The organism is Rhizobium quercicola (assembly GCF_021168455.1).
In the GTDB taxonomy this organism is placed as follows: Bacteria; Pseudomonadota; Alphaproteobacteria; order Rhizobiales; family Rhizobiaceae; genus Ferranicluibacter; species Ferranicluibacter quercicola.
On record NZ_JAJOZR010000001.1, the window covers coordinates 152,824 to 175,129 of the forward strand.

The following is a 22,306-nucleotide window of genomic DNA, read 5'->3' on the forward strand; positions in this document are numbered from 1 at the left end:
CGGGCTGGGAGGAAAGACATGCTGGAACTGACGAATATCACCAAGGTCGTAGGGGCGGATACGCATATCCATCCGACGAACCTCGTGTTGCAGCGGGGCTCGCTCAACGTGCTTCTCGGGCCGACCTTGTCCGGCAAGACCTCGCTGATGCGGCTGATGGCCGGGTTGGACAAGCCGACCTCCGGCACGATCCGGTTCGACGGCAAGGACGTGACCGGCGTGCGCGTGCAGGATCGCTCGGTTGCCATGGTCTACCAGCAGTTCATCAACTACCCCGCCATGACGGTGTACGAGAACATCGCCTCGCCCATGCGGATCGCCGGCAAGGATGCCGCCACCATCGATCGCGAAGTGAGGCGGGCGGCCGAGCTGATGAAGCTGACGCCCTATCTCGCCCGCACACCGCTCAATCTCTCGGGCGGCCAGCAGCAGCGTACGGCGCTGGCGCGTGCGATCGTCAAGAATGCAAGCCTCGTGCTGCTCGACGAGCCGCTCGCCAACCTCGACTACAAGCTGCGCGAGGAACTGCGCGAGGAACTGCCGAAGATCTTCGCAGCCTCCGGCGCCATCTTCGTCTACGCGACGACCGAGCCGGGCGAAGCCCTGCTCCTCGGCGGCCATACCGCGACCATGCATCACGGCAGCATCAGCCAGTTCGGCCCGACGATCGACGTCTACCGCCGTCCGATCGATCTGGTGACGGCGAGGACCTTTGCCGATCCGCCGTTGAATACGCTCGCGGTGGTGAAGTCCGGCGGCAGCTTCCTGCAGGATGGCGCACCGCTTCTGCCGGTTCCGACGCACCTCGCCGACATCGCCGACGGTCCCTGCACCATCGGATTCCACCCCTATCACCTGTCGCTCGACGGGGCCTCGGACACGGCGGCGGTGCTCCCGGCGCAGATCATTATCAGCGAAATCGCCGGATCGGAAAGCTTCGTGCACGTCCAGAGCGCCGGCGCACGCTGGGTGATGCTGTCGCCCGGCATCTTGAACATCGAGCCCGACACCGCCGTGAACCTGACACTCGACACCCGCCATCTCATGGCCTTTTCCACCGACGGGCGGGCCATTTCCGGCCGTCTCGACCAAGCGGCGTGAGGAGACAGACATGGCCCGCATCAGCCTCGATCATATCCGCCACGCCTATGGCCCGAACCCGAAATCGCCGGCCGACTATTCGCTGAAGGAGGTCCACCATGACTGGGACGATGGCGGCGCCTATGCGCTGCTCGGCCCCTCCGGCTGTGGCAAGACCACGCTGCTCAACATCATTTCCGGCCTCGTCTCGCCGTCGGAAGGCCGCATCCTGTTCGACGGGCGCGACGTCACCAATCTGCCGACGCAGGACCGCAACATCGCGCAGGTGTTCCAGTTCCCGGTGATCTACGACACGATGACGGTCTACGACAATCTGGCCTTCCCCTTGCGCAATCGCCGCGTTCCGGAAGCCGAGGTCGATCGCCGCGTCAAGGACATCCTGGAGATGATCGATCTCTCGTCCTGGGCGAAGAAGACCGCGCGCGGTCTGACGGCCGACCAGAAGCAGAAGATTTCGCTTGGCCGCGGTCTCGTGCGCAACGATGTCAGCGCCATCCTGTTCGACGAGCCGCTGACCGTCATCGATCCGCACATGAAATGGGTGCTGCGCTCGCAGCTGAAGCGGCTGCACAAGCAGTTCGGCTTCACCATGGTCTACGTCACGCACGACCAGACGGAGGCGCTGACCTTCGCCGACAAGGTGGTGGTGATGTATGACGGCGAGATCGTGCAGATCGGCACGCCGGCCGAACTGTTCGAAAAGCCGAAGCACACCTTTGTCGGCTATTTTATCGGCTCGCCGGGCATGAACGTCATCCCGGCCCGCATCGACGGCACGACAGCCGATCTCGGCGGCGGACAGGTGGCGCTCGGCTTCAGGCCGGAGATTGCCAGCGGCGCCAAGGTGGAACTCGGCATCCGCCCGGAATTCGTGCGGCTCGGCCGCGAGGGCATGCCGGTGACGATCTCCAAGGTCGAGGATATCGGTCGCCACAAGATCGTGCGCGCACTGTTCGCCGACCGGCCGATGGCGATCGTTCTCGGCGAAAACGGCGAGATCCCGTCGGAGCCGCGCATCACCTTCGATCCCGCCGCCGTCAACATCTATGCCGACAGCTGGCGGGTCTCCGATCCGTCGACCGCTGCGAACGGGAGGGCCTGAGCCGTGGAAAAGACCTGGAACAACAAAGCCTGGTTCATGGTGCTGCCGGTGCTGGTGCTGGTCGCCTTCTCCGCCGTCATCCCGCTGATGACGGTCGTCAACTATTCGGTTCAGGATACGTTCGGCAACAACGAGTTCTTCTGGGCCGGCACCGACTGGTTCATCCAGGTGCTGCATTCGTCGCGCTTCTGGGATGCGCTGCAGCGCAACCTGCTGTTCTCGGTCATCATTCTCTCGATCGAGATCCCGCTCGGCATCCTGATCGCGCTGAACATGCCGAAGAAAGGTTTCGGCGTGCCGGTCTGCCTCATCCTGATGTCGCTGCCGCTGCTGATCCCGTGGAACGTCGTCGGCACGATCTGGCAGGTCTTCGGCCGCGTCGATATCGGCCTGTTGGGTTACACGCTGGCCGCGCTCGGCATTCCCTACAACTACGTCAACAATGTCTTCGACGCCTGGATCACGCTGATCGTCATGGACGTCTGGCACTGGACGAGCCTCGTCGTTCTCCTCTGCTATGCCGGTCTCGTCTCGATCCCCGACGCTTATTATCAGGCTGCCAAGATCGATGGCGCGTCGCGCTGGTCCGTGTTCCGCTATATCCAGCTGCCGAAGATGAAGCGCGTGTTGCTGATCGCCTTCCTGCTGCGTTTCATGGATAGCTTCATGATCTACACCGAGCCTTTCGTCATCACCGGCGGCGGCCCCGGCAACTCCACGACCTTCCTGTCGATCGACCTCGTCAAGACCGCCATCGGGCAGTTCGACCTCGGGCCGGCCGCCGCCCTCTCGCTCATCTACTTCCTCATCATCCTGCTGCTCTCATGGATCTTCTACACCGTGATGACCACCAGCGACGCACAGAACTGATCCGGGGAGGGAGGAGAACCATGACCACCGCAATGTCCCATCCGGCGATCGAGACGCCGACATCGACGACCACAAGCCGCGCAGCAGCCCCATCGACGGGCGTCAGCCTGTCCTGGCTGGTTCCGACGCTCTACATCGTCTTCCTGCTCCTGCCGATCTACTGGCTCGTCAATATGAGCTTCAAGACGAACATGGAGATCACCAGCACCTTTTCGCTCTATCCGCACCAGCCGACACTGCGAAACTATGCGGTGATCTTCACCGATCCGTCCTGGTACAAGGGCTATATCAACTCGATCATCTATGTGGTGATGAACACGGTGATCTCGGTGCTGGCCGCGCTTCCCGCAGCCTACGCCTTCTCGCGCTACCGGTTCCTCGGCGACAAGCACCTGTTCTTCTGGCTCTTGACCAACCGCATGGCGCCGCCGGCCGTCTTCGCCCTGCCGTTCTTCCAGCTCTACTCGGCCTTCGGCCTGATCGACACGCACATCGCGGTGGCACTGGCCCACTGCCTGTTCAACGTGCCGCTCGCCGTCTGGATCCTGGAGGGCTTCATGTCCGGCGTGCCGAAGGAGATCGACGAGACCGCCTATATCGACGGCTATTCCTTCCCGCGCTTCTTCGTGAAGATCTACATTCCCCTGATCGCATCCGGCATCGGTGTCGCTGCCTTCTTCTGCTTCATGTTCTCCTGGGTCGAGCTTCTGATCGCCCGGACGCTGACGACGACGGATGCCAAGCCCATTGCCGCCATCATGACGCGCACCGTCTCGGCATCGGGCATGGACTGGGGCGTGCTGGCGGCGGCCGGCGTGCTCACCATCATCCCCGGCGCCATCGTCATCTATTTCGTCCGCAACTACATCGCCAAGGGCTTCGCCCTCGGCCGCGTGTAAGGAGACCGACATGAACTTCTCCTGGATGGCGTGGACGCTGCCGACGGTCCTGTTCTTCGTGACGATTCTCGCCTTGCTGATCGGCATGGGGATCTGGGAATTCCTTTCGCCCGGCGGCCATCCGCGCGTCGGCATCCTGCGCTTCGAGACGACACGGGGGGATCGCCTCTTCGTGTCGCTGCTCGGCAGCGCCTTCATTCACCTTGCATGGCTGGGGCTGATCGGCCCCAACGTGTGGTGGGCTCTTGCCCTGTCCGTTGTCTACGCCATCGGCGTCTTCAAACTGGTCTGAGGCATCTGAACGACACGGGGTCTGCCAGGGGAGGGTCCATGGCGCTCGTGACAGCAATCGCAGAAACCTTAAGAGGAGGACTACTCATGCGACGGCATCTTCTGACAACGACGGCAGCCATGCTGCTCGCCTTTACCGGGTCGGCATTCGCCGGCATGGACGAGGCAAAGACGTTCCTGGACAAGGAGATCGGCGATCTCTCGACGCTTTCGCGCGCCGACCAGGAAAAGGAAATGCAGTGGTATATCGATGCGGCAAAGCCCTTTGCCGGCATGGAGATCAAGGTCGTCTCCGAGACGCTGACCACGCATGAATACGAATCCAAGGTTCTGGCCAAGGCCTTTACCGACATCACCGGAATCAAGGTCACGCACGACCTCATCGGCGAAGGCGATGTCGTCGAGAAGCTGCAGACGCAGATGCAGTCGGGCGAGAACATCTACGACGCCTATGTCAACGACTCCGACCTGATCGGCACGCACTGGCGCTACCAGCAGGTGCGCAACCTGACCGACTGGATGGCCGGCGAAGGCAAGGACGTGACCTCGCCCACGCTCGACATCAAGGACTTCATCGGCACGTCGTTCACGACCGCGCCGGACAAGAAGCTCTACCAGCTGCCGACCCAGCAGTTCGCGAACCTCTACTGGTTCCGGTACGACTGGTTCAACGACGAGAAGAACAAGGCCGACTTCAAGGCGAAATACGGCTACGACCTGGGCGTTCCCGTCAACTGGTCTGCCTATGAGGACATCGCTGAGTTCTTCACCGGCCGCGAGATCGACGGCAAGAAGGTCTATGGCCACATGGACTACGGCAAGAAGGACCCGTCGCTCGGCTGGCGCTTCACCGACGCCTGGCTGTCGATGGCCGGCAACGGCGACAAGGGCCTGCCGAACGGTCTGCCCGTCGACGAATGGGGCATCAAGGTCAACGAGAAGTCCCAGCCGGTCGGCTCCTGCGTTGCCCGCGGCGGCGATACCAACGGCCCGGCCGCCGTCTACTCGATCGTCAAGTATCTCGACTGGTTGAAGGCCTACGCACCGCCGGAAGCCCAGGGGATGACCTTCGGCGAAGCCGGCCCGGTTCCCGCACAGGGCAACGTCGCCCAGCAGATCTTCTGGTACACGGCCTTCACCGCCGATGCCGTCAAGAAGGGCCTGCCGGTCGTCAACGAGGACGGCACGCCGAAGTGGCGCATGGCGCCGTCGCCGCATGGCGTCTACTGGAAGGAGGGCATGAAGCTCGGCTATCAGGACGTCGGTTCCTGGACCCTGATGAAGTCGACGCCGGAGAAGAACGCGCAGGCCGCCTGGCTCTACGCACAGTTCGTGACCTCCAAGACCGTGGACGTGAAGAAGAGCCATGTCGGCCTGACCTTCATCCGCGAATCGACCATCCAGGACAAGAGCTTCACCAAGCGTGCGCCCGAACTCGGCGGTCTCGTCGAATTCTATCGCTCGCCGGCCCGTGTCCAGTGGTCGCCGACCGGCACCAACGTTCCCGACTATCCGAAGCTGGCTCAGCTCTGGTGGCAGGCGATCGGCGATGCCGCCGCCGGCAACAAGACGCCGCAGGAAGCGATGGATTCGCTGTGCGCCGAACAGGAAAAGGTGCTCCAGCGCCTGCAGCGTGCCGGCGTCCAGGGCGATATCGGTCCGAACCTCGCCGAGGAGCACGATATCGAATACTGGAGCAAGGATGCAGCCGAAAAGGGCAACATCGCGCCGCAGCTGAAGATCGAGAACGAGAAGGAGAAGCCGGTCACGGTCAACTACGACGAGCTCGTGAAGAGCTGGCAGAAGTAAGCCCGACCCGCTAGACAACGGCCGGGGCGCGAAACGTGCCCCGGCCTCTTATTGACGACCGCGCGTCCGAACGGCGACATGGCCGTGGGGCGGGCGGAATGACAAGGCAATGCGCGCGCCGGACCGGCGTGGGCTCGGTCGATGGGGAGACGAGGACGAATGAGCGGTTACATTCTGGCGATCGATCAGGGAACGACATCCACTCGGTCGATGATCTTCGACGCGAACATGACCATTGCCGGCGTTTCGGGCCAGGAGTTCCAGCAGTTTTTTCCGGACTCCGGCTGGGTCGAGCATGATGCCGACGAGATCTGGGAGAGCGTGCTCTCCACCAGCCGCAAGGCGATCGAGAAGGCCGGCATCGCGGCCACCGATATCGTTGCCATCGGCATCACCAACCAGCGCGAGACCATCGTCGTCTGGGACCGCGAGACGGGTAAGCCCGTGCACCGCGCCATCGTCTGGCAGGATCGGCGCACCGCGCGCTTCTGCGACGAGCTGAAGGCGCGGGGCTTGGAGCCGCTGTTCACCGAGAAGACCGGCCTTCTGATCGACCCCTATTTCTCCGGTACCAAGCTCGCCTGGCTGCTCGACAGCGTGGACGGCCTGCGCGCGCGCGCCGAGGCCGGCGAGGTCTGCTTCGGCACCATCGACAGCTGGCTCATCTACAAGCTGACCGGCGGCCGGGTGCACGTGACCGACGCCACCAATGCATCGCGCACGCTGCTCTACGATATTTCCGAGAACCGCTTCGACGACGCGCTACTCGACATCCTGTCCGTTCCCCGCGCCATGCTGCCGGAGGTGAAGGATTGCGCGGCCGATTTCGGCGTGACCGTTCCCGAAATCTTCGGCGCGGAAATCCCGATCCTCGGCGTGGCCGGCGACCAGCAGGCCGCCGTGATCGGCAATGCCTGCTTTGCGCCCGGCATGCTGAAATCGACCTATGGCACGGGCTGCTTTGCGCTGCTCAACACCGGCGAGGACCGTGTGGTGTCCTCGAACCGCCTCCTGACGACCATCGCCTACCGCCTCGACGGCAAGACGACCTATGCGTTGGAAGGTTCGATCTTCATCGCCGGGGCGGCCGTGCAATGGCTGCGCGACGAGATGGGCTTCATCGCCAAGTCGTCGGAAGCGGAGGACCTGGCAAAGACCGCGGACCCGAACCAGCATGTCTATCTCGTGCCGGCCTTCACCGGCCTCGGCGCGCCGCACTGGGACCCTGACGCGCGCGGCGCGGTCTTCGGCCTGACGCGAGCCACCGGCCCTGCCGAATTCGCGCGTGCGGCGTTGGAAAGCGTGGCCTACCAGACGCACGACCTTCTGGACGCGATGAAAAAGGACTGGGGCGACAAGCGCGAGCGGACGGTCTTGCGGGTCGATGGCGGCATGGTCGCCTCCGACTGGACGATGCAGCGCCTCGCCGACATTCTTGCAGCCCCCGTCGATCGCCCCGTCGTGCTGGAGACCACCGTTCTTGGTGCGGCTTGGCTTGCCGGCTCGCGCGCCGGCCTCTGGCCCGACCAGGCCGGATTCGCCGAAGCCTGGCAATGCGACCGCCGCTTCGCGCCCGAAGATGACGACGGCGCGCGCCAGGCCGGCATCGACGGCTGGAAGGACTGCGTTGCGCGCTGCCTGACGAATCGCTCCGCCGCGTGACGTGCGCTTTCCCTGTCAGGTGACAGGTTCGGTGAGCGTCAACCGATCGGCGATATAAAGGGCGCGCATGCGCGCCGTTAAGGGCCCCGGCCGGCCGTCGCCGACCGGCGTCCCGTCGATGGTCGTGACCGGCAGGGCAAAGTTCGTGGCCGAGGTGACGAAGGCTTCCTGCGCCTCTTTCGCCTCCTCGGGCGTAAAGGCGCGCTCCTCGACCGGAATGCCGGCACCGCGCGCAAGCGACACGATGCTCGCGCGGGTGATGCCGGGCAGGATGGCATGCGACAGCGGACGGGTGACGAGCGTGCCGCCCCTGGTCACGATATGCGCATTGGCGGACGTCGCCTCCGTCACGAAGCCGTCCTCCACCAGCCACGCATCGTCGGCTCCCTGTCGCACGGCTTCCATCTTGGCCATGGAGGGATAGAGAAGCTGCACCGTCTTGATATCGCGGCGCGCCCAGCGCTGGTCGGGCAGGGTGACGACCGCAATGCCGGTCGCGTTGGAGGGATTGTCGAGAACGGCCTTGGCCTGCGTGAACAGCACGAGCGTCGGGCGCGCCGCTTTCGGAAAGACGAAGTCCCGGTCTGCCGCGCCGCGGGAAATCTGCAGGTAGATCAGCCCTTCCTTGAGCGCGTTGCGCGCCACGATCTCGCGATGGACGGAGAGAAGGGCGTCCGGGCCGAGCGGACAGGCGAGGGATAGCTCGCTCAGCGAACGCTGCAGCCGCGCGGCATGGCCGGCATAGTCGATCAGCCGGCCGCCGATGACGGCCGTGACCTCGTAGACGGCATCCGCAAAGAGAAAGCCGCGGTCGAAAACCGAAACCTTGGCCTCGGTCTCGGCAAGCCAAGCGCCGTCGAGATAGACGATCCTGTTCACGATCGGTGTCCTTGCCGGCGCCGGGTTGACGGATGGCGCCTGCGCTGACCGATGCAATCGCCGCCTCCGTCTGTCAACCCATCCGTCTCTGTGAAGGCGCTCGCTGCTGCATCCGAGCGCGTGACCACGTTGGCATCGGCCGTTTCAGCGGCGAAGTGTGACGCCATAACGTTTTGATATACTGAAATAACACTTCACAATCGACTTTTTTGCTTTACCGATTGAACCCTCGACAAAGGCCTCACATACTCGATGTCATAACAATGACAAAGAGGGCAACATGTTCAAATCTAACGTTATTCTGGCGCACGCCAGCCGATTGTCCGCGTCCGCCATCGCGGGGCTTCTTGTCCTTTGCGCGGGATCCGCCCATGCCGAAACGCTGCGTCTTGCCCATGCGTCGAGCTCGAAGAGCCTGATTCAAGAAGCCGTCGTCATGTTCGCCGACACGCTGGCCAAGGAGACGAAAGACGGGCTGACGGTGCAGATTTTCCCGGACGGCCAGCTGGGAGACGAAGGGCCGATCGCGGATGGCGTCGGCTCCGGTTCGATCGATATCGGCCTCGGTGGGGTGGCCGATGCGATCGATCCCAAACTGAACGTCGTCACCCTGCCGTTCCTGTTCTCGGACGCCAAGGCGGCGCATGCCTTTCTCGATGGGCCGGTGGGCAAGAAGGTGTTCGACACCGGCGCGGACAACGGCTTCAAGATGCTCGGCGCGCTCGATTCCGGCTTCCGCCAGTTCGCGACCGTCAGCACCTCCATCGCCACGCCGGCGGACATGAAGGGCCTGAAGCTGCGCACGCCGCCGAACCCGGTCATTCTCGCGACGATCGAACAGTTGGGCGCCTTGCCGCAGTCCCTGCCGTTCGGCGAAGTCTACACATCGCTGCAGTCGCATGTCGTGGACGGCGTCGAGCCGGAGATCCGCGATTTCGCGGACCAGAAATGGTATGAGAGCGCGAAGTTCCTGTCCGTCTCGAACTACATCTGGACGCCGAACTACTGGTTCATGAACAAGGAGCGTTTCGACAGCCTGAGCCCGGAGAACCAGGCCGCCGTCCTCAAGGCCGTCGATGCGACGACCGCCTGGTATCGCGGCAGGCTGGACGACGTCTACGCCAAGGTCATCGAGGATTTGAAGTCCAAGGGCGTGACGGTGACCACGGTGGACGCAGGACCGTTCCGGTCCATGGTCGATCCCGTCTATGAGAAGTTCGGCGCGGAGTGGGGTGCAGACTTCGTCTCGTCCGTCCGCAAGGCGGCCGCCGGCCAGTAATCAAAGCCGGCCGTCCCCCCGAACGATCGTCCGGGGGGACGGCATCGTCTGATTGCGAAGTCCTCCCTCCTATCCTGGAAACCCCATGAAACACCTCGCTTCCTCAGCGGTTCTGGTGATGACGGTCATTGGCGTCCTGGTCGTCGTCGGTCTGATCCTGTCCACGGGTCTTGGCGCCGTCGGCCGATACCTCGGCTTGTCCGGCATCACATGGTCGTTCGAAATGGTCGGCATCCTGTTCCTGTGGACCACGGCCATCGGTGCCGTGCTCTCGGAGGTCGCCGGCGAGAACGTCTCCATCGACGGCAACACCTCGACAAGCGGCCGCAATCGCTGGTTCCGCATCTATCACAATGTCATTCTACTCAGCGTGGCCGCGGCCTTTCTCTGGAGCGGCCGGGCAATGCTCGCCCGCACGGCTTTCGTGCCCACGCCGGTCATGCGCGCGCCCAGCTGGACCGTTCAGAGCATTATCGTCTTCATGGGAGCGGCCCTGGCCGTCATCGCCCTGGCACGGATCGTCCCAGCCTTCCGGGAGCGCGCCCGATGACCCTTCTCGTCCTTTTCGGCGTCTTCGCCGTGACGCTCTACACCGGCGTGCCGGTCGCCTGGTCGATCGCGTTCTCCACGCTCGTCGTGATCTTCAGCGGTCTGGTTCCGCTACCCCCGTCCTGGTTCGCCCAGCAGGTTTACATGGGTGCGGATTCGATATCGCTTGCCTCCATTCCCCTGTTTCTCGTCGCTGGCGGCATCATGAACGAGGGTGGCCTGACACGCCGGATCATCGACCTTGCCAATGACATGTTCGGCTGGGTCAGGGGCGGGCTCGGCGTCGTCAACGTCGCCACCTGCATGATCTATGGCGGTATCACCGGATCCGCGACGGCCGATACCGGCGCCGTCGGCGCCATCATGATCCCGGCGATGGCCGAACGCGGCTATCCCCGGGACTTCTCGGCCGCCGTGACCGCCGCCGCCGGCACGCTCGGCATCATTCTGCCGCCCAGCGTCGTGATGATCATGTACGGCGTCATCACCGACACCTCCATCGGCGGCCTGTTCGCCGCCGGCATCATCCCCGGCTTGATGCTGGCGATCACCTTCGGGCTGACCGCCTGGTGGGTCGGCGTCAGGGAGAACTTCCCGAAATCGGAGACCCGTCCGACGGTGTCGAGCTTCGGCCGGCATCTTCTGCGCGCCCTTCCGGCCCTGATGATGCCGATCGCGGTGCTGAGTTCCATGCTGAGCGGACTGGCAACGACCACGGAAGCCGCCTTCGTCGCCGTCGTCTGGGCGCTGCTGGTGGGCGGCGTGCTCTACCGCGAGATCACCTGGGCCGGTCTCTGGAAGATCGGGGTCGAGACGGTGCGCATGACCGGTGCGATCATGATCATCATGGCCGTCTCCGTGCCGTTTTCCTGGATCCTCACCGTCGAGCAGATCCCGCAATGGACGGCAGGGCTGCTCCACGCCTGGGGTGCCGGTCCGACCATCACGATCCTCCTGATCCTCGCCCTTCTGACCTTCGTCGGAACCTGGGCCGATCTGGGGCCGTCGCTGATCATCCTGGCACCGATCGTCCATCCGATCGGCGTCGAAGCGGGGCTCCAGCCGTACCAGCTCGGGCTGATCTTCACCATGGCACTCGGCATCGGCCTGTTCACGCCGCCCGTCGGCACCAACATCTTCGTCGTCTGCAACGTCGCCAAAGTGGGGGTGAACGCGGTCACGCGCCGGCTCATCCCGTTCTTCATCACCAGCAATATCTGCCTTCTGCTCGTCGCCTTCATTCCCGAGACGACCGAATGGCTGCCGCGCTACTTCGGATTCTAGGGCCCGAAGCGGCACAACATATGGACACATCACAATGACCAAACATCTGGTTGGAGGCATCTCCAGCGCCGGCCGCGCCTTGCCTTGTCTCGACGGCGTACCCTTTCTCGCCGGCCGGTCCGAAGGCGCCTATGTCTGGGACGATGCACAGCGCCGTTACATCGACACGGCGCTCGGTTTCGGCGCCACCGTGGTCGGTCACGCTCATCCGGCCATCGTGGACGCGGTGACGGCTGCCGTGCGCAACGGGCCGATGCCCGCTTTCGCCCATGACGGAGAGGAAGAGGCCGCCGCCGTGTTGACCTCGGCCACCCGACATCTCTCGCGGGCGATCTTCACGAACACCGGCAGCGAGGCGGTCCACCTGGCCTGCCGGATCGCGCGCGCGGCCACGGGGCGCACCCAGATCGCCAAGATGGCCGCCGGCTATGATGGTTGGTATGACGACGTGACGCTCGGACAGGCAGGCTCGCTCGATGCGGAAATGCTTGCAAATGTCAGGCCGACGCGCGAGCGGACCACACTGCTCCGCTTCAACGACATCGATGATGTCGACCGCCTGTTTGCGGAGAATGACGATATCGCCGCCGTCATTGTCGAGCCCATGCTGGCCAATGCCGGGTGCATCCCGGCCGCACCCGGCTATCTCGCGCATCTCGAAGCGACGGCCCGACGCCACGGGGCACTGGTCATTCTTGACGAAGTGCTGATGGGCTTCCGCACGGGCTTCGGGCTGGCCGGCCACGGCCTCGGCATCGAAGGCGACATCGCCACGGTCGGCAAGGCCATCGGCAGCGGCATTGCCGTTGCCGCCGTCGTCGGCCGGCCCGACCTCATGGCGCTGGCCGAAGGGGGCGGCGTCACGCGGGCAGGCACCTATAGCGGCAATCCCGTTGCCACGGCGGCCGTGACGGCGACGTTCCGGGTCCTCAAGGATCTGGACTACGCCGCGCTTCGGGCGCGGGGTCATGGCTTGCGGCAGGAGATCGGGGCGGCCTTTTCCGATCATGGCCTGCCGGTCACGACGTCCGGGGAAGGCTCCGTCTTCACGATCTGGTTTTCCGACAGCGCGCCCTCGACCTATGCGCAGGCCAAGGCCAAGGCGAGCGCCGCCCTGACCCTCAGGCTCCACGAGATGTTGCGCCGTCGCGGACTGTTGATCATGCCGTTCGCCTTCGGGCGGCTCTATTTGTCCGATGCCCATGACGATGCCGTCATCGCGGATATGGTCGGCATCTTCCGGGATGCGGCGCGCGACATGGCCGCTTAAAGGCCGCCGGCCCAGGTCGGACCGAATGCGCGGGCGGTGGTCCGGTCAAAGCTGCTGGAAATGCGAGCGAACGAAGCTTGCGACCGTGCGGACCGCGGCGCGCGCGCCGTGGGGGACGAGCAGCGCGATCTCCAGTGGCTTCAGCGTCGGCAGACCATCACCTTGCGCGTCGAGACGGCGATGTCTCGCGGCCACCACGGAGGCCGGCAAGGCCGTCACGGCTGCCCCGGCATCGAGCGCTGCCTGTATCGAGGGGAGATGCGACGAGGTCCACGCCGCACGCCACGGAATTCCGGCTTCCGTCAGCGCGTGCACGATATGCGGTCGTGCACGGCAATCCTTCTCGGGAAACAAGGCGAGAGGCAGGGGGCGCTGGCTTTGCGTATCCCCCTCCGCGGGCCCGCACCAGATCAGCTTTTCCCGACGCAGCAACTCGCCGACCACCGAATCCGGCGCACGCGTGATGATGGCGAGGTTGATCGTGCCATGCTCGACCATCGATTCCAGCGAGCGGGAAAAATCGCACTGGATCTCGACCTGGATGCGCGGGTTGGCGCGTGAAAACTCCTCGATCAGAGGCTTCCCGAACAGCTCGATATAATCGTCCGGCATTCCCAGCCGCACATATCCGCGCATCGCGCCGGGATCCAGGGCGGCCAGAGCCTCGTCCTCAATGGCGATGATGCGGCGGGCATAGCCGATCAGGATCTCCCCGGTCTCCGTCAGGTGCACGCCGCGTCGGGTTCTGTCGAACAGTTTCCGGCCGATCTGACTTTCGAAGCGGGCGATGAGCAGGCTCACCGCCGCCTGGGATTTGCCGATCCGCGTGCCGGCTGCGGTAAACCCGCCGGCGTCTGCCACGGCCACGAAGGTCGCAAGCGCATCTGTATCGAAGTGCTGCATGTGAACCCAGTTCCTGCTCATGGACGGGTGCCACCCGGCCGACCCAGCGTTCGGACGACAGACCGCGACGATATCGCTCGCCTGTCGCATTGTCGCTGCAGACATCAGCATTGCCTAAAAGCGGAGCTCTTTGGCAAGGGTGTTTCCATCGTCCGGCGGAACGCGAATGTGATCCAACGCTCGGATGCGGCTGGCCGCTCGACCGGAAAGCCGCAGCGACGCCCGCCCGGTATGGCGACGGAAGACGCGCGTCACGCAGGTTCCGCAAGCCTGTAGCCGACACCGGTCTCCGTCAGGATATAGCGCGGCTGGTCGGGGCTTTGCTCGATCTTCTGGCGGAGCTGCCGGACGTAGACCCTCAGGTACTGGACGTCGCTCATCTCGCCCCAGACCTTTTCAAGAATGAAACGATGGGTCAGGACGCGGCCGGAATGCTGGACCAGCAGCCGCAGGATATCGTATTCCTTCGGCGTCATCTTCACCTCGGTCCCACGAACCTTCACGATGCGCTTCACGAGATCGACCGAGAGGTCGCCCGTTTCGAAGACGGGAGCCTCGCCCTGGCTCTGGAGACGGTGGCGCAGGGCGACGCGGATGCGGGCGACGAGTTCGTTCATCCCGAAGGGTTTGGTGACATAGTCATCGGCGCCGCGCTCCAGCGCCTGGACGATGCCGGCTTCGTCGGTGCGGCTCGACAGGATGATGACGGGAAAGGCGACGTTTTCCGAGCGCCAGAGGGCCAGGAGATCGTGCCCGCGCATGTCGGGAAGCCCGAGGTCGAGCAGAACGAGATCGGGAACGTCGGCTTGCACCATTTCGATGGCGGAACGGGCGTTCGGCGCTCCGCGGACGGCAAAGCCCTGGGACGAGAGACCGACGTCGAGCAGCTTGCGGATCGGCGGCTCGTCGTCCACGACAAGGATCCTGACGGTGGCGTGGGTCATGCTGTCGTTCCCTCCGCTTTCGACGTCGCCGCCTTCGGCAGTACTATCTGGAACACGGCGCCGGCCCCGTCCAGCCTGTTTCCAGCGGTGATGCTACCGCCCATTGCCTCGACGAACCCCCGGCAGATCGAAAGGCCGAGGCCCGTGCCGGCCGTGACATGGTCGATCTTGCGCACCCGGTAGAAGCTGTCGAAGATGCGCTCCAGATCGCCGGGCGGCAGGCCCGGTCCTTCGTCCAGAACACGAAGCCGGACGAGACCGGCCTCGCCAACAGCCTCGATCCGGATCGTCGTACGGCCCGGGGCATACTTTGCGGCGTTGTCGATCAGGTTGAAGAGAACCTGTTCGAAGAGGACCGGATCGACGTTCACCATGGGGAGGTCGTCGGGGATCGCCGTCTCCACGCGATGCCCCGCCGTGATCTTGGACGCGCGTGCAAGGGCCGAGCCGACGATATCGCCGACGAAATGCGGCGCAGTGTTCGGCACCATGGCGCCGGACCCGATGCGGGTCATGTCGAGCAGGTTGGCGATGAAACGGTTGAGCCGCTCGGATTCCTCGATCACGGTCGTCAGCAGGTCGTCCTTGGCGTCTTCCGACAGGCCGGCACCGAAGTCCTTGATCGTTCCGGCCGATCCGATGATCGCCGCGAGCGGGGTCTTCAGATCGTGGGAAATGGAGGTGAGCAGGGCCGTTCTCAGCCGGTCCGTTTCGGCGGCGAGCTTCGCCTTGTCCACGTCGGCCACGAGCTGGATCCGCTCGATGGCGAGCGCCGCCTGATCGGCGAGCGCGTCGAACAGGCGCTGCTGGTCGGAGTTCAGGAGCGGTCCCTGTCTGTCGTTGTCGAGCCCGATCACGCCGATGGCGCCCCGGCCCGTGCGAAGCGGCAGGTAGAGACGCTTGGCGCCCGGCAGCGTATCGGCCGCGCGGCCTGCGGGCCGATCATGCTCCCAGGCCCATCGCGCGGCCGCGATGTCGGCGTCGATCAGCGTGTCGTCGGGCGGATAGCCGGCCCTGACGGCGATGGTGCCGTCCTCCGGCAGCAGGATGACGACGCGGACCTTGAGCATCGAGGCGATCTGGTAGGCGGTCGCCCAGAGAACGTCGTCGAGCGTGCCCGTGCCGGCGAGCTTGCGGGAGAACAGGTAGAGGTCCTCCGTCGTGCGCGCCCGTTGCCGCGCCGCCGTTGCCTGCCTCTGGACGGCCGCCGCGAGATTGCTCGCCACGAGTGCTGTGCCGAGGAAGAAGAGCAGGGCGACGACACTTTCGGGATCGCGGATCGTCAGCGTGTAGCGCGGTTCCAGGAAAAAGAAATTGAAGGCGAACGCGCCGAGGACGGAGGCAAAGAGCCCGGGGCCGAGGCCGCCCCTGACGGCCGATGCGAGAACGCCCATGAGGAACACGAGCGCAAGGTTCTGCACGTTGAGCGTCTGGTCGAGGAGGATGCCGGTGACGACGGCCAGCGAGACGAAGGCGAGGCTGAAGGCATAGTCCCTCGGCTTGATCCGGCTCCCGGTGCTCGCCGTCCGGACACCTCTCGGCGCAACCTCCTCGCCCCCGCCCGACATGACGTGCACGCTGATGGTGCCGGCGTTGCGGATGAGGTCGTGGGTGATCGAGCCCTCGTACCATTCCCGCCAGCGGGGCCTGTCGGACTTGCCGACGATGAGGTGGTTGACGTTGGTGGCGGCGGCGTAGGCAATGAGGTCGCGGGACACGTTCGACGCAGGCAGGGTCACCGTCTCCGCCCCCAGCTGCTCGGCAAGCCGCATGCAGGCCGCGAGGCGGTCCTTGTCCGCATCCGCGAGAGAAGCCGAACGGGCGGTCTCCATATGGATGACCGTCCAGGGCGCCCGCAGCCTGTCCGCCTGCCGGCGGGCATAGCGAACCAGCGCTGCCCCGTTGCGTCCGTGATCGAGGCAGACGAGAATGCGCTCGCCCGCAGCCCAGGGACCCGAAATCGCGTGGGCCTGCATGTGATGGAGAAGCTGGTCGTCCACCCGCTGCGCTGTACGTCGGAGCGCAAGCTCGCGCAGCGCCGTCAGGTTGCCCGGCGAAAAATAGTTCCCGATGGCACGTCGCGCGGTCTTGGGAACATAGACCTTGCCGTCCTCCATCCGCTTGATGAGGTCCTGCGGCGTGATGTCGATGATCTCGATGTCGTCGGCGCGATCGATGATGGAGTCCGGAACGGTCTCGCGCACCCGGATGCGGGTGATCTGCGCGACGATGTCGTTCAGGCTTTCGACGTGCTGGATGTTGAGCGTCGTATAGACGTCGATGCCATGGGCCAGCAGTTCCAGCACATCGAGGTAGCGCTTCGGGTGGCGGCTGCCGGGCGCGTTGGTGTGGGCCAGTTCGTCCACGAGCGCGAGCGCCGGACGGCGTTCGAGGATGGCATCGATGTCCATCTCGTCCAGCACCTGTCCCTTGTAATCGATGGATTGCCGCGCGACGGCCTCGAGCCCGTAGACCAGCGCCTCCGTCTCGTTGCGCCCGTGCGTTTCCACGACGCCGATGACGACATCGGTGCCGTCGGCCTGTCGCGCGCGGGCCGACATCAGCATCTCAAAGGTCTTGCCGACACCGGGTGCAGCACCCAGGAAGATCTTCAGCTTGCCCCGATCTTCGCGGTCGGCCCGGGCGAGGAGCGCTTCCGGCGACGGCCGCCGTTCCTGTCCGCCGTTCTTGTCGTTGGCCATCGCCCGCTCCGTGGTTTCCCGGCAGCCCTTCGGTAAGCGCTGCCGGCTGTCTCTCAGTTTCAGGGCGCCGCGGCATTGTCCAGCGCAAGGTTCATCTCCAGCACGTTCACCAGCCTGTCCGGCGTCAGCACGCCGCCCGGCGAAAACGCGCTGCGATCGATCAGCTGGTTGATGCGATCGACCGGAAGTTGACGCGCTCGGGCGATACGCTCGGCCTGATAGCGTGCGGCGCGCTCGGTGATATGAGGGTCGAGACCTGCACCCGAGGCGGCGGCCAGTTCCGCCGGCAGGGGGTTCTCAGGCGTCGCTCCGTAGGCGGCGACGGTTTCCTTGGCACGGTCCGTCAGGTCCGTGCTCGTCGGCGATTTGTTCGAGCCGCCGGCGCCTGCTGCATTGTAATCCACGGCAGACGGACGTGACCAGAAATATCGCGGCTGTGTAAAGGCCTGCGCAACCTGGCGGCTTCCGATGATCGTGCCGTCCGGCGCGGTGATCAGCGAACCGTCGGCAAGGTCAGGAGCGGCCGCCTGACCGACGGCCCAGACGACGCCGGTATAGCCGCCGACGCAGATGACCATGGTGGCAACGGTGATGCGGAGACTGGAGAGAAGGGTTTCCATGATGGCTGTTCTCACTTCATGAACATGACGTGCTCGGCGATGGGGCCGAGGGTGGCGGCGGGCAAGAAGGTCAGCGCGCCGACGATGACGACGGTGACGGTCAGCATGCCGGCGAAGGTGCCGTCTTCGACGGACAGCGTGCCGCTGGATTCGGTGGCGCGGCGCTTGGTGGACAGCGAGCCGACGATGGCAAGCGGCAGGATGATCGGAATGAACCGGGCCAGCAGCATGACGGTGCCCGTGGCGATGTTCCAGGCGACCGTGTTGTCGCCCAGCCCTTCGAAACCCGAGCCGTTGTTGGCGGCCGCCGAGGAGAACTCGTAGAGGATTTCGCTGAAGCCGTGCGGACCGATATTGTTGAGCGTTGCCGCACCCCACGGCGTGACCGCGAAGATCGCCGTGCCCACGAGAATGAAGAAGCCGTGGCTGAGCAGGCCCATCATGGCGAACTTCACCTCCTTCGCCTCGATACGCCAGCCGAGATATTCCGGCGTGCGGCCGATCATCATGCCCGCGATGAAGACGCCGACGACGATGTAGAGGAACATATTGATCATGCCGACGCCGACGCCGCCGAAGTCTTCGTTGAGCCACATGCCGATCATCGGCATCAGGCCGGTGAGCGGGTTGAGGCTGTCATGCATGGCATTGACGGAGCCGTTGCTGGTGGAGGTGGTCACGACCGCCCAGACCGGGCCCGCCGCCGCACCGAAGCGCAGCTCCTTGCCTTCGAGATTGCCGACGTCCTGCGTGATCGGCAGCGATGCGAAGGCGTGGGTCGGCACGGCTTCGAAGCCGATCGCGCCGGTGATGCGGGCGCCCATGAGAATGAGCATCACCGCAAAGAGCACCGCGGCATGTTTCATCCGCCCGAGGATGCGGCCGAACATCCAGACGCAGCCCATGGGAATGATGATGATCGAGACGGTCTGCAGCACGTTTGACCAGAAGGTCGGGTTTTCGAGCGGATGCGTGCTGTTCGGGCCGAAGAAGCCGCCGCCATTGGTGCCGAGCTGCTTGATGGCGACGAAGGCGGCAACCGGTCCGCGCGCGATGGTCTGCTGCACGCCCTCCAGCGTGGTCGCGACCGCCGAGCCGTGGAAGGTCATCGGCACGCCGGTGAAGAGCAGGAAAATGGCGACGACCAGAGCGAGCGGCAGGAGCACAAGGAACGTCGCGCGCTGCACATCGACGAAAAAATTGCCGAGCGTGCGTCCGGCAAGTCCGCGGGCCAGCGCCGCGAGCGCTGCAAGGCCGACGGCCGCCGAGACGAACTGAAGCCACATCAGCGCCGCCAGCTGCGACAGGTAGCTCATCGCCACCTCGCCCGAATAGTGCTGGAGATTGGTGTTCGCGACGAAGGAGCTGGTCGTGTTGAAGATCAGGCTGCCCTCCAGCGCGCCCTTTCCGTCGGGATTGAGCGGGAGATGCTGCTGCAGCGCCAGGATGGCGAAGCAGACGACGAAAATGACGGCATTGAAGCCGAGCAGGGAGAGCACGTAGCGCTTCCAGTCCTGCGTCTGTCGCGTCGCCGGTCCGCCGATGGACCGAAACATCGCGGTGACGACATCGGGTTTCCCCTGACCGGCACCCGGGTCCATCGCCCAGGCCATGTAGCGGCCGAGCGGCCACGAGAGGAGGGCGGTGCCCCCGATGATCAGAATTACGAAGAGAATGGCTTGTATCATCGTGATGTCTCCAGCATCAGGCCCGTCAACGGGTCGGTACTCAGGCTTTGTCGAGGGCGGATGCCAAGGCGAAGAGAAGTCCGAACAGGACCATGCCGAGGAGGAAGGTGAGGAAGGTCATGATCTGCTCCGGTCATGCGAGGTTGAGGGCCGACACGATCATGTCGATGAGCTTGATGCCGACGAACGGCACGACGAGGCCGCCGAGGCCGTAGATGAGCAGGTTACGCCGCAGAAGCGGACCCGCACCGATCGCCTTGTAGGCCACGCCTTTCAGCGCCAGCGGAATGAGCGCGATGATGATCAGGGCGTTGAAGATGATCGCCGACAGGATCGCGCTCTGCGGCGTGGCGAGGCCCATGACGTTCAGCGCATCCAGCTGCGGATAGAGCGTGACGAACATCGCCGGGAGGATCGCGAAGTATTTGGCGACGTCGTTCGCGATCGAGAAGGTGGTCAGCGATCCCCGGGTCATGAGCAGTTGCTTGCCGATCTCGACGATCTCGATGAGCTTGGTCGGATCGCTGTCGAGATCCACCATATTGCCGGCCTCGCGCGCGGCAACCGTGCCGGTGTTCATGGCCACGCCCACATCCGCCTGGGCGAGCGCCGGCGCGTCGTTGGTGCCGTCGCCGCACATGGCGACCAGCTTGCCCTTCGCCTGCTCGTCGCGGATCAGCTGCAGCTTGTTCTCGGGCGTCGCCTGGGCCAGAAAATCGTCCACGCCCGCTTCCGCGGCGATGGCCGCGGCCGTCATCGGGTTGTCGCCGGTGATCATGACGGTGCGGATGCCCATGCGCCGCAGCTCCGCGAAGCGCTCGCGAATGCCGCCCTTGACGATGTCCTTGAGGTGGATGATGCCGAGCAGTTTTCCGTCGCGGGCGACGGCAAGCGGCGTGCCGCCCGCCTTCGAGATCGCGTCGGCGATCGCCTGTCCCTGGGCAGCGACGGCGTCGGTCGCCGCGCTACCGCCGGACGCGGCGGGAGATTGCAGATATTTCAGAACCGAGTCGACCGCGCCCTTTCGGATCGAGGTTCCCTCAAGGTCCACGCCGGACATCCGGCTCTGCGCGGTGAAGGCGACGAAGGTCGCGTTGAGGTCCTTCATGTCGCGCGCGCGAATGCCGTATTTCTCCTTGGCCAGCACGACGACGGAGCGTCCCTCGGGCGTTTCGTCGGCAAGCGACGCGAGCTGCGATGCGTCGGCGAGATCCTGCTCCGTCACGCCGGTGACGGGATGGAACTCTGTCGCCTGACGGTTGCCGAGCGTGATCGTTCCCGTCTTGTCGAGCAGCAGCGTATCGATGTCGCCCGCCGCCTCCACGGCTCGGCCGGACATGGCCAGCACGTTGAAGCGCACCAGACGGTCCATGCCGGCAATGCCGATGGCCGACAGCAATGCGCCGATGGTGGTCGGAATGAGCGTGACGAACAGCGCCACGAGCACGACGATCGGGATGGAGCCGCCGGCATAGCTGGCAAAGGCCGGAATGGTCGCCGTCGCCATGACGAAGATGAGCGTCATCGCCGCAAGCAGGATGTTGAGCGCGATCTCGTTCGGCGTCTTCTGACGCTCGGCACCCTCGACCAGCGCGATCATCCGGTCGATGAAGGTGGAGCCGGCGGCTGCGGTGATGCGCACCTTGATCCAGTCGGACAGCACCTGCGTTCCGCCCGTCACGGCCGAGCGGTCGCCGCCGGACTCGCGGATGACGGGCGCGGATTCGCCGGTGATCGCCGCTTCGTTGACGGAGGCGATGCCCTCGACGATCTCGCCATCGGAGGGAATGATGTCGCCTGCCTCCACCAGCACGACGTCGTTGACCTTGAGCGACGCGCCGGGCACGTCGTTCCACGTCCGGCTGTCGGCGGACACCAGCAGCTTGGCCTGGGTTTCGGACCGGGTACGGCGCAGCGACTCGGCCTGCGCCTTGCCACGACCCTCGGCCACGGCTTCGGCGAAGTTCGCGAACAGCACCGTGAACCAGAGCCAGAGGATGATCTGGAACGAGAAGCCCAGCCCGTCCGCGCCTGTTGCAAGGTCCTTGAAGAACAGAACGGTGGTGAGCACCGAAACGACGGCGACCACGAACATGACCGGGTTCCGGGCCAGGGTTCGCGGATCGAGCTTCCGGACTGCGCCGCCGAGGGCGGGCACGAGGATGCGGGCATCGAGAATGCTCGCGGATGTGGGTTTGCTCATGAGAGACCCCGAATGATGGTTGTTTGGTGAAATGGATCGGCCGGACGCGGTGAGACGGGCGAACGGGACCCGTGCCGCTGACGCCGCAATGCCTTTACGGGGCGTCAGAAGCGCTCCGGCCGCCAGAGCGCATAGGCGAGATAGGCCGTGACGAAGACGGTCACGCCTCCGCTGAGGATATAGTCGAATGTCATGTCGCACCTGTCCTGTCTGTCGAAGCCCGGCATGGCGAAAGCGCCGGGCCTGACGGA

Annotated in this window: 19 protein-coding genes; 11 read left to right on the top strand and 8 right to left on the bottom strand. The window is 64.7% G+C overall.

What is annotated here, in order from left to right:
- Window positions 1-18: 18 nt before the first annotated feature.
- The 7 genes from LRX75_RS00690 to glpK all read left to right on the top strand — a co-directional run bounded on the left by LRX75_RS00690 (window position 19) and on the right by glpK (window position 7,734).
- The gene (locus tag LRX75_RS00690; protein ID WP_231811291.1) at window positions 19-1,101 is read left to right on the top strand and encodes an ABC transporter ATP-binding protein; all 1,083 of its coding nucleotides are present in this window, start codon (window positions 19-21) and stop codon (window positions 1,099-1,101) included.
- Between the two features lie 10 nt (window positions 1,102-1,111).
- A complete protein-coding gene (locus tag LRX75_RS00695) occupies window positions 1,112-2,203 on the top strand; it encodes an ABC transporter ATP-binding protein (protein WP_231811292.1) in 1,092 nt (363 codons plus the stop codon).
- Window positions 2,204-2,206: 3 nt separating this feature from the next.
- Complete coding sequence (locus LRX75_RS00700; RefSeq protein WP_110728802.1) at window positions 2,207-3,073, top strand: carbohydrate ABC transporter permease; 867 nt, start codon at window positions 2,207-2,209, stop codon at window positions 3,071-3,073.
- 20 nt (window positions 3,074-3,093) lie between these two features.
- A complete protein-coding gene (locus LRX75_RS00705; protein WP_231811293.1) occupies window positions 3,094-3,972 on the top strand; it encodes a carbohydrate ABC transporter permease in 879 nt (292 codons plus the stop codon).
- 10 nt (window positions 3,973-3,982) lie between these two features.
- Complete coding sequence (locus LRX75_RS00710) at window positions 3,983-4,264, top strand: DUF2160 domain-containing protein (protein ID WP_231811294.1); 282 nt, start codon at window positions 3,983-3,985, stop codon at window positions 4,262-4,264.
- 86 nt (window positions 4,265-4,350) lie between these two features.
- Complete coding sequence (locus LRX75_RS00715) at window positions 4,351-6,072, top strand: ABC transporter substrate-binding protein (RefSeq protein ID WP_231811295.1); 1,722 nt, start codon at window positions 4,351-4,353, stop codon at window positions 6,070-6,072.
- 159 nt (window positions 6,073-6,231) lie between these two features.
- Window positions 6,232-7,734 (top strand): glycerol kinase GlpK, encoded by a 1,503-nt coding sequence (gene glpK, locus LRX75_RS00720; protein ID WP_231811296.1) that lies wholly within the window; start codon window positions 6,232-6,234, stop codon window positions 7,732-7,734.
- Between the two features lie 15 nt (window positions 7,735-7,749).
- Here glpK and LRX75_RS00725 read toward each other — a convergent pair whose 3' ends face one another.
- Complete coding sequence (locus LRX75_RS00725) at window positions 7,750-8,613, bottom strand: D-amino-acid transaminase (protein WP_231811297.1); 864 nt, start codon at window positions 8,611-8,613, stop codon at window positions 7,750-7,752.
- A gap of 280 nt (window positions 8,614-8,893) precedes the next feature.
- Here LRX75_RS00725 and LRX75_RS00730 point away from each other — a divergent pair, with 280 nt between their 5' ends.
- The 4 genes from LRX75_RS00730 (at window position 8,894) to LRX75_RS00745 (ending at window position 12,995) form a co-directional block, all read left to right on the top strand.
- On the top strand, window positions 8,894-9,892 hold the full coding sequence (locus LRX75_RS00730; RefSeq protein WP_231811298.1) for a TRAP transporter substrate-binding protein: 999 nt from the start codon (window positions 8,894-8,896) through the stop codon (window positions 9,890-9,892).
- 85 nt (window positions 9,893-9,977) lie between these two features.
- Complete coding sequence (locus LRX75_RS00735; RefSeq protein ID WP_231811299.1) at window positions 9,978-10,442, top strand: TRAP transporter small permease; 465 nt, start codon at window positions 9,978-9,980, stop codon at window positions 10,440-10,442.
- Window positions 10,439-11,725, top strand: a complete 1,287-nt coding sequence (locus LRX75_RS00740) for a TRAP transporter large permease (protein ID WP_231811300.1) — start codon at window positions 10,439-10,441, stop codon at window positions 11,723-11,725. The genes LRX75_RS00735 and LRX75_RS00740 overlap by 4 nt, the downstream gene beginning before the upstream one ends.
- Before the next feature lie 34 nt (window positions 11,726-11,759).
- On the top strand, window positions 11,760-12,995 hold the full coding sequence (locus LRX75_RS00745) for an aspartate aminotransferase family protein (RefSeq protein WP_231811301.1): 1,236 nt from the start codon (window positions 11,760-11,762) through the stop codon (window positions 12,993-12,995).
- 45 nt (window positions 12,996-13,040) lie between these two features.
- Here the strand turns inward: LRX75_RS00745 and LRX75_RS00750 are convergent, their stop codons facing one another.
- The 7 genes from LRX75_RS00750 to LRX75_RS00780 form a co-directional block, all read right to left on the bottom strand.
- Window positions 13,041-13,898 carry a LysR substrate-binding domain-containing protein gene (locus LRX75_RS00750; RefSeq protein ID WP_231811302.1) on the bottom strand — a complete coding sequence of 286 codons (858 nt, stop codon included), beginning with the start codon at window positions 13,896-13,898 and terminating at the stop codon, window positions 13,041-13,043.
- Between the two features lie 251 nt (window positions 13,899-14,149).
- Complete coding sequence (locus LRX75_RS00755; protein ID WP_231811303.1) at window positions 14,150-14,842, bottom strand: response regulator transcription factor; 693 nt, start codon at window positions 14,840-14,842, stop codon at window positions 14,150-14,152.
- A complete protein-coding gene (locus LRX75_RS00760) occupies window positions 14,839-17,544 on the bottom strand; it encodes a sensor histidine kinase (protein ID WP_231811304.1) in 2,706 nt (901 codons plus the stop codon). The genes LRX75_RS00755 and LRX75_RS00760 overlap by 4 nt, the downstream gene beginning before the upstream one ends.
- Before the next feature lie 59 nt (window positions 17,545-17,603).
- Window positions 17,604-18,164 carry a potassium-transporting ATPase subunit C gene (locus LRX75_RS00765; RefSeq protein WP_231811305.1) on the bottom strand — a complete coding sequence of 187 codons (561 nt, stop codon included), beginning with the start codon at window positions 18,162-18,164 and terminating at the stop codon, window positions 17,604-17,606.
- A gap of 11 nt (window positions 18,165-18,175) precedes the next feature.
- On the bottom strand, window positions 18,176-19,852 hold the full coding sequence (kdpA, locus tag LRX75_RS00770) for a potassium-transporting ATPase subunit KdpA (RefSeq protein WP_231811306.1): 1,677 nt from the start codon (window positions 19,850-19,852) through the stop codon (window positions 18,176-18,178).
- Between the two features lie 133 nt (window positions 19,853-19,985).
- On the bottom strand, window positions 19,986-22,055 hold the full coding sequence (kdpB, locus tag LRX75_RS00775; protein WP_231811307.1) for a potassium-transporting ATPase subunit KdpB: 2,070 nt from the start codon (window positions 22,053-22,055) through the stop codon (window positions 19,986-19,988).
- A gap of 104 nt (window positions 22,056-22,159) precedes the next feature.
- Window positions 22,160-22,249, bottom strand: coding sequence for a potassium-transporting ATPase subunit F (locus LRX75_RS00780; protein WP_092938237.1), 90 nt, complete (start codon window positions 22,247-22,249; stop codon window positions 22,160-22,162).
- Between the last annotated feature and the right edge of the window lie 57 nt (window positions 22,250-22,306).

Excerpts from the sequence above, each read along its gene's own strand:
- LRX75_RS00690 (WP_231811291.1), top strand. The coding sequence starts at position 19 with ATGCTGGAACTGACGAATATCACCAAGGTCGTAGGGGCGGATACGCAT.
- LRX75_RS00695 (WP_231811292.1), top strand. The coding sequence starts at position 1,112 with ATGGCCCGCATCAGCCTCGATCATATCCGCCACGCCTATGGCCCGAAC.
- LRX75_RS00705 (WP_231811293.1), top strand. The coding sequence starts at position 3,094 with ATGACCACCGCAATGTCCCATCCGGCGATCGAGACGCCGACATCGACG.
- LRX75_RS00710 (WP_231811294.1), top strand. The coding sequence starts at position 3,983 with ATGAACTTCTCCTGGATGGCGTGGACGCTGCCGACGGTCCTGTTCTTC.
- LRX75_RS00715 (WP_231811295.1), top strand. The coding sequence starts at position 4,351 with ATGCGACGGCATCTTCTGACAACGACGGCAGCCATGCTGCTCGCCTTT.
- glpK (WP_231811296.1), top strand. The coding sequence starts at position 6,232 with ATGAGCGGTTACATTCTGGCGATCGATCAGGGAACGACATCCACTCGG.
- LRX75_RS00730 (WP_231811298.1), top strand. The coding sequence starts at position 8,894 with ATGTTCAAATCTAACGTTATTCTGGCGCACGCCAGCCGATTGTCCGCG.
- LRX75_RS00735 (WP_231811299.1), top strand. The coding sequence starts at position 9,978 with ATGAAACACCTCGCTTCCTCAGCGGTTCTGGTGATGACGGTCATTGGC.
- LRX75_RS00740 (WP_231811300.1), top strand. The coding sequence starts at position 10,439 with ATGACCCTTCTCGTCCTTTTCGGCGTCTTCGCCGTGACGCTCTACACC.
- LRX75_RS00745 (WP_231811301.1), top strand. The coding sequence starts at position 11,760 with ATGACCAAACATCTGGTTGGAGGCATCTCCAGCGCCGGCCGCGCCTTG.
- LRX75_RS00750 (WP_231811302.1), bottom strand. The coding sequence starts at position 13,898 with ATGCAGCACTTCGATACAGATGCGCTTGCGACCTTCGTGGCCGTGGCA.
- LRX75_RS00755 (WP_231811303.1), bottom strand. The coding sequence starts at position 14,842 with ATGACCCACGCCACCGTCAGGATCCTTGTCGTGGACGACGAGCCGCCG.
- LRX75_RS00760 (WP_231811304.1), bottom strand. The coding sequence starts at position 17,544 with ATGGCCAACGACAAGAACGGCGGACAGGAACGGCGGCCGTCGCCGGAA.
- LRX75_RS00765 (WP_231811305.1), bottom strand. The coding sequence starts at position 18,164 with ATGGAAACCCTTCTCTCCAGTCTCCGCATCACCGTTGCCACCATGGTC.
- kdpA (WP_231811306.1), bottom strand. The coding sequence starts at position 19,852 with ATGATACAAGCCATTCTCTTCGTAATTCTGATCATCGGGGGCACCGCC.
- kdpB (WP_231811307.1), bottom strand. The coding sequence starts at position 22,055 with ATGAGCAAACCCACATCCGCGAGCATTCTCGATGCCCGCATCCTCGTG.
- LRX75_RS00780 (WP_092938237.1), bottom strand. The coding sequence starts at position 22,249 with ATGACATTCGACTATATCCTCAGCGGAGGCGTGACCGTCTTCGTCACG.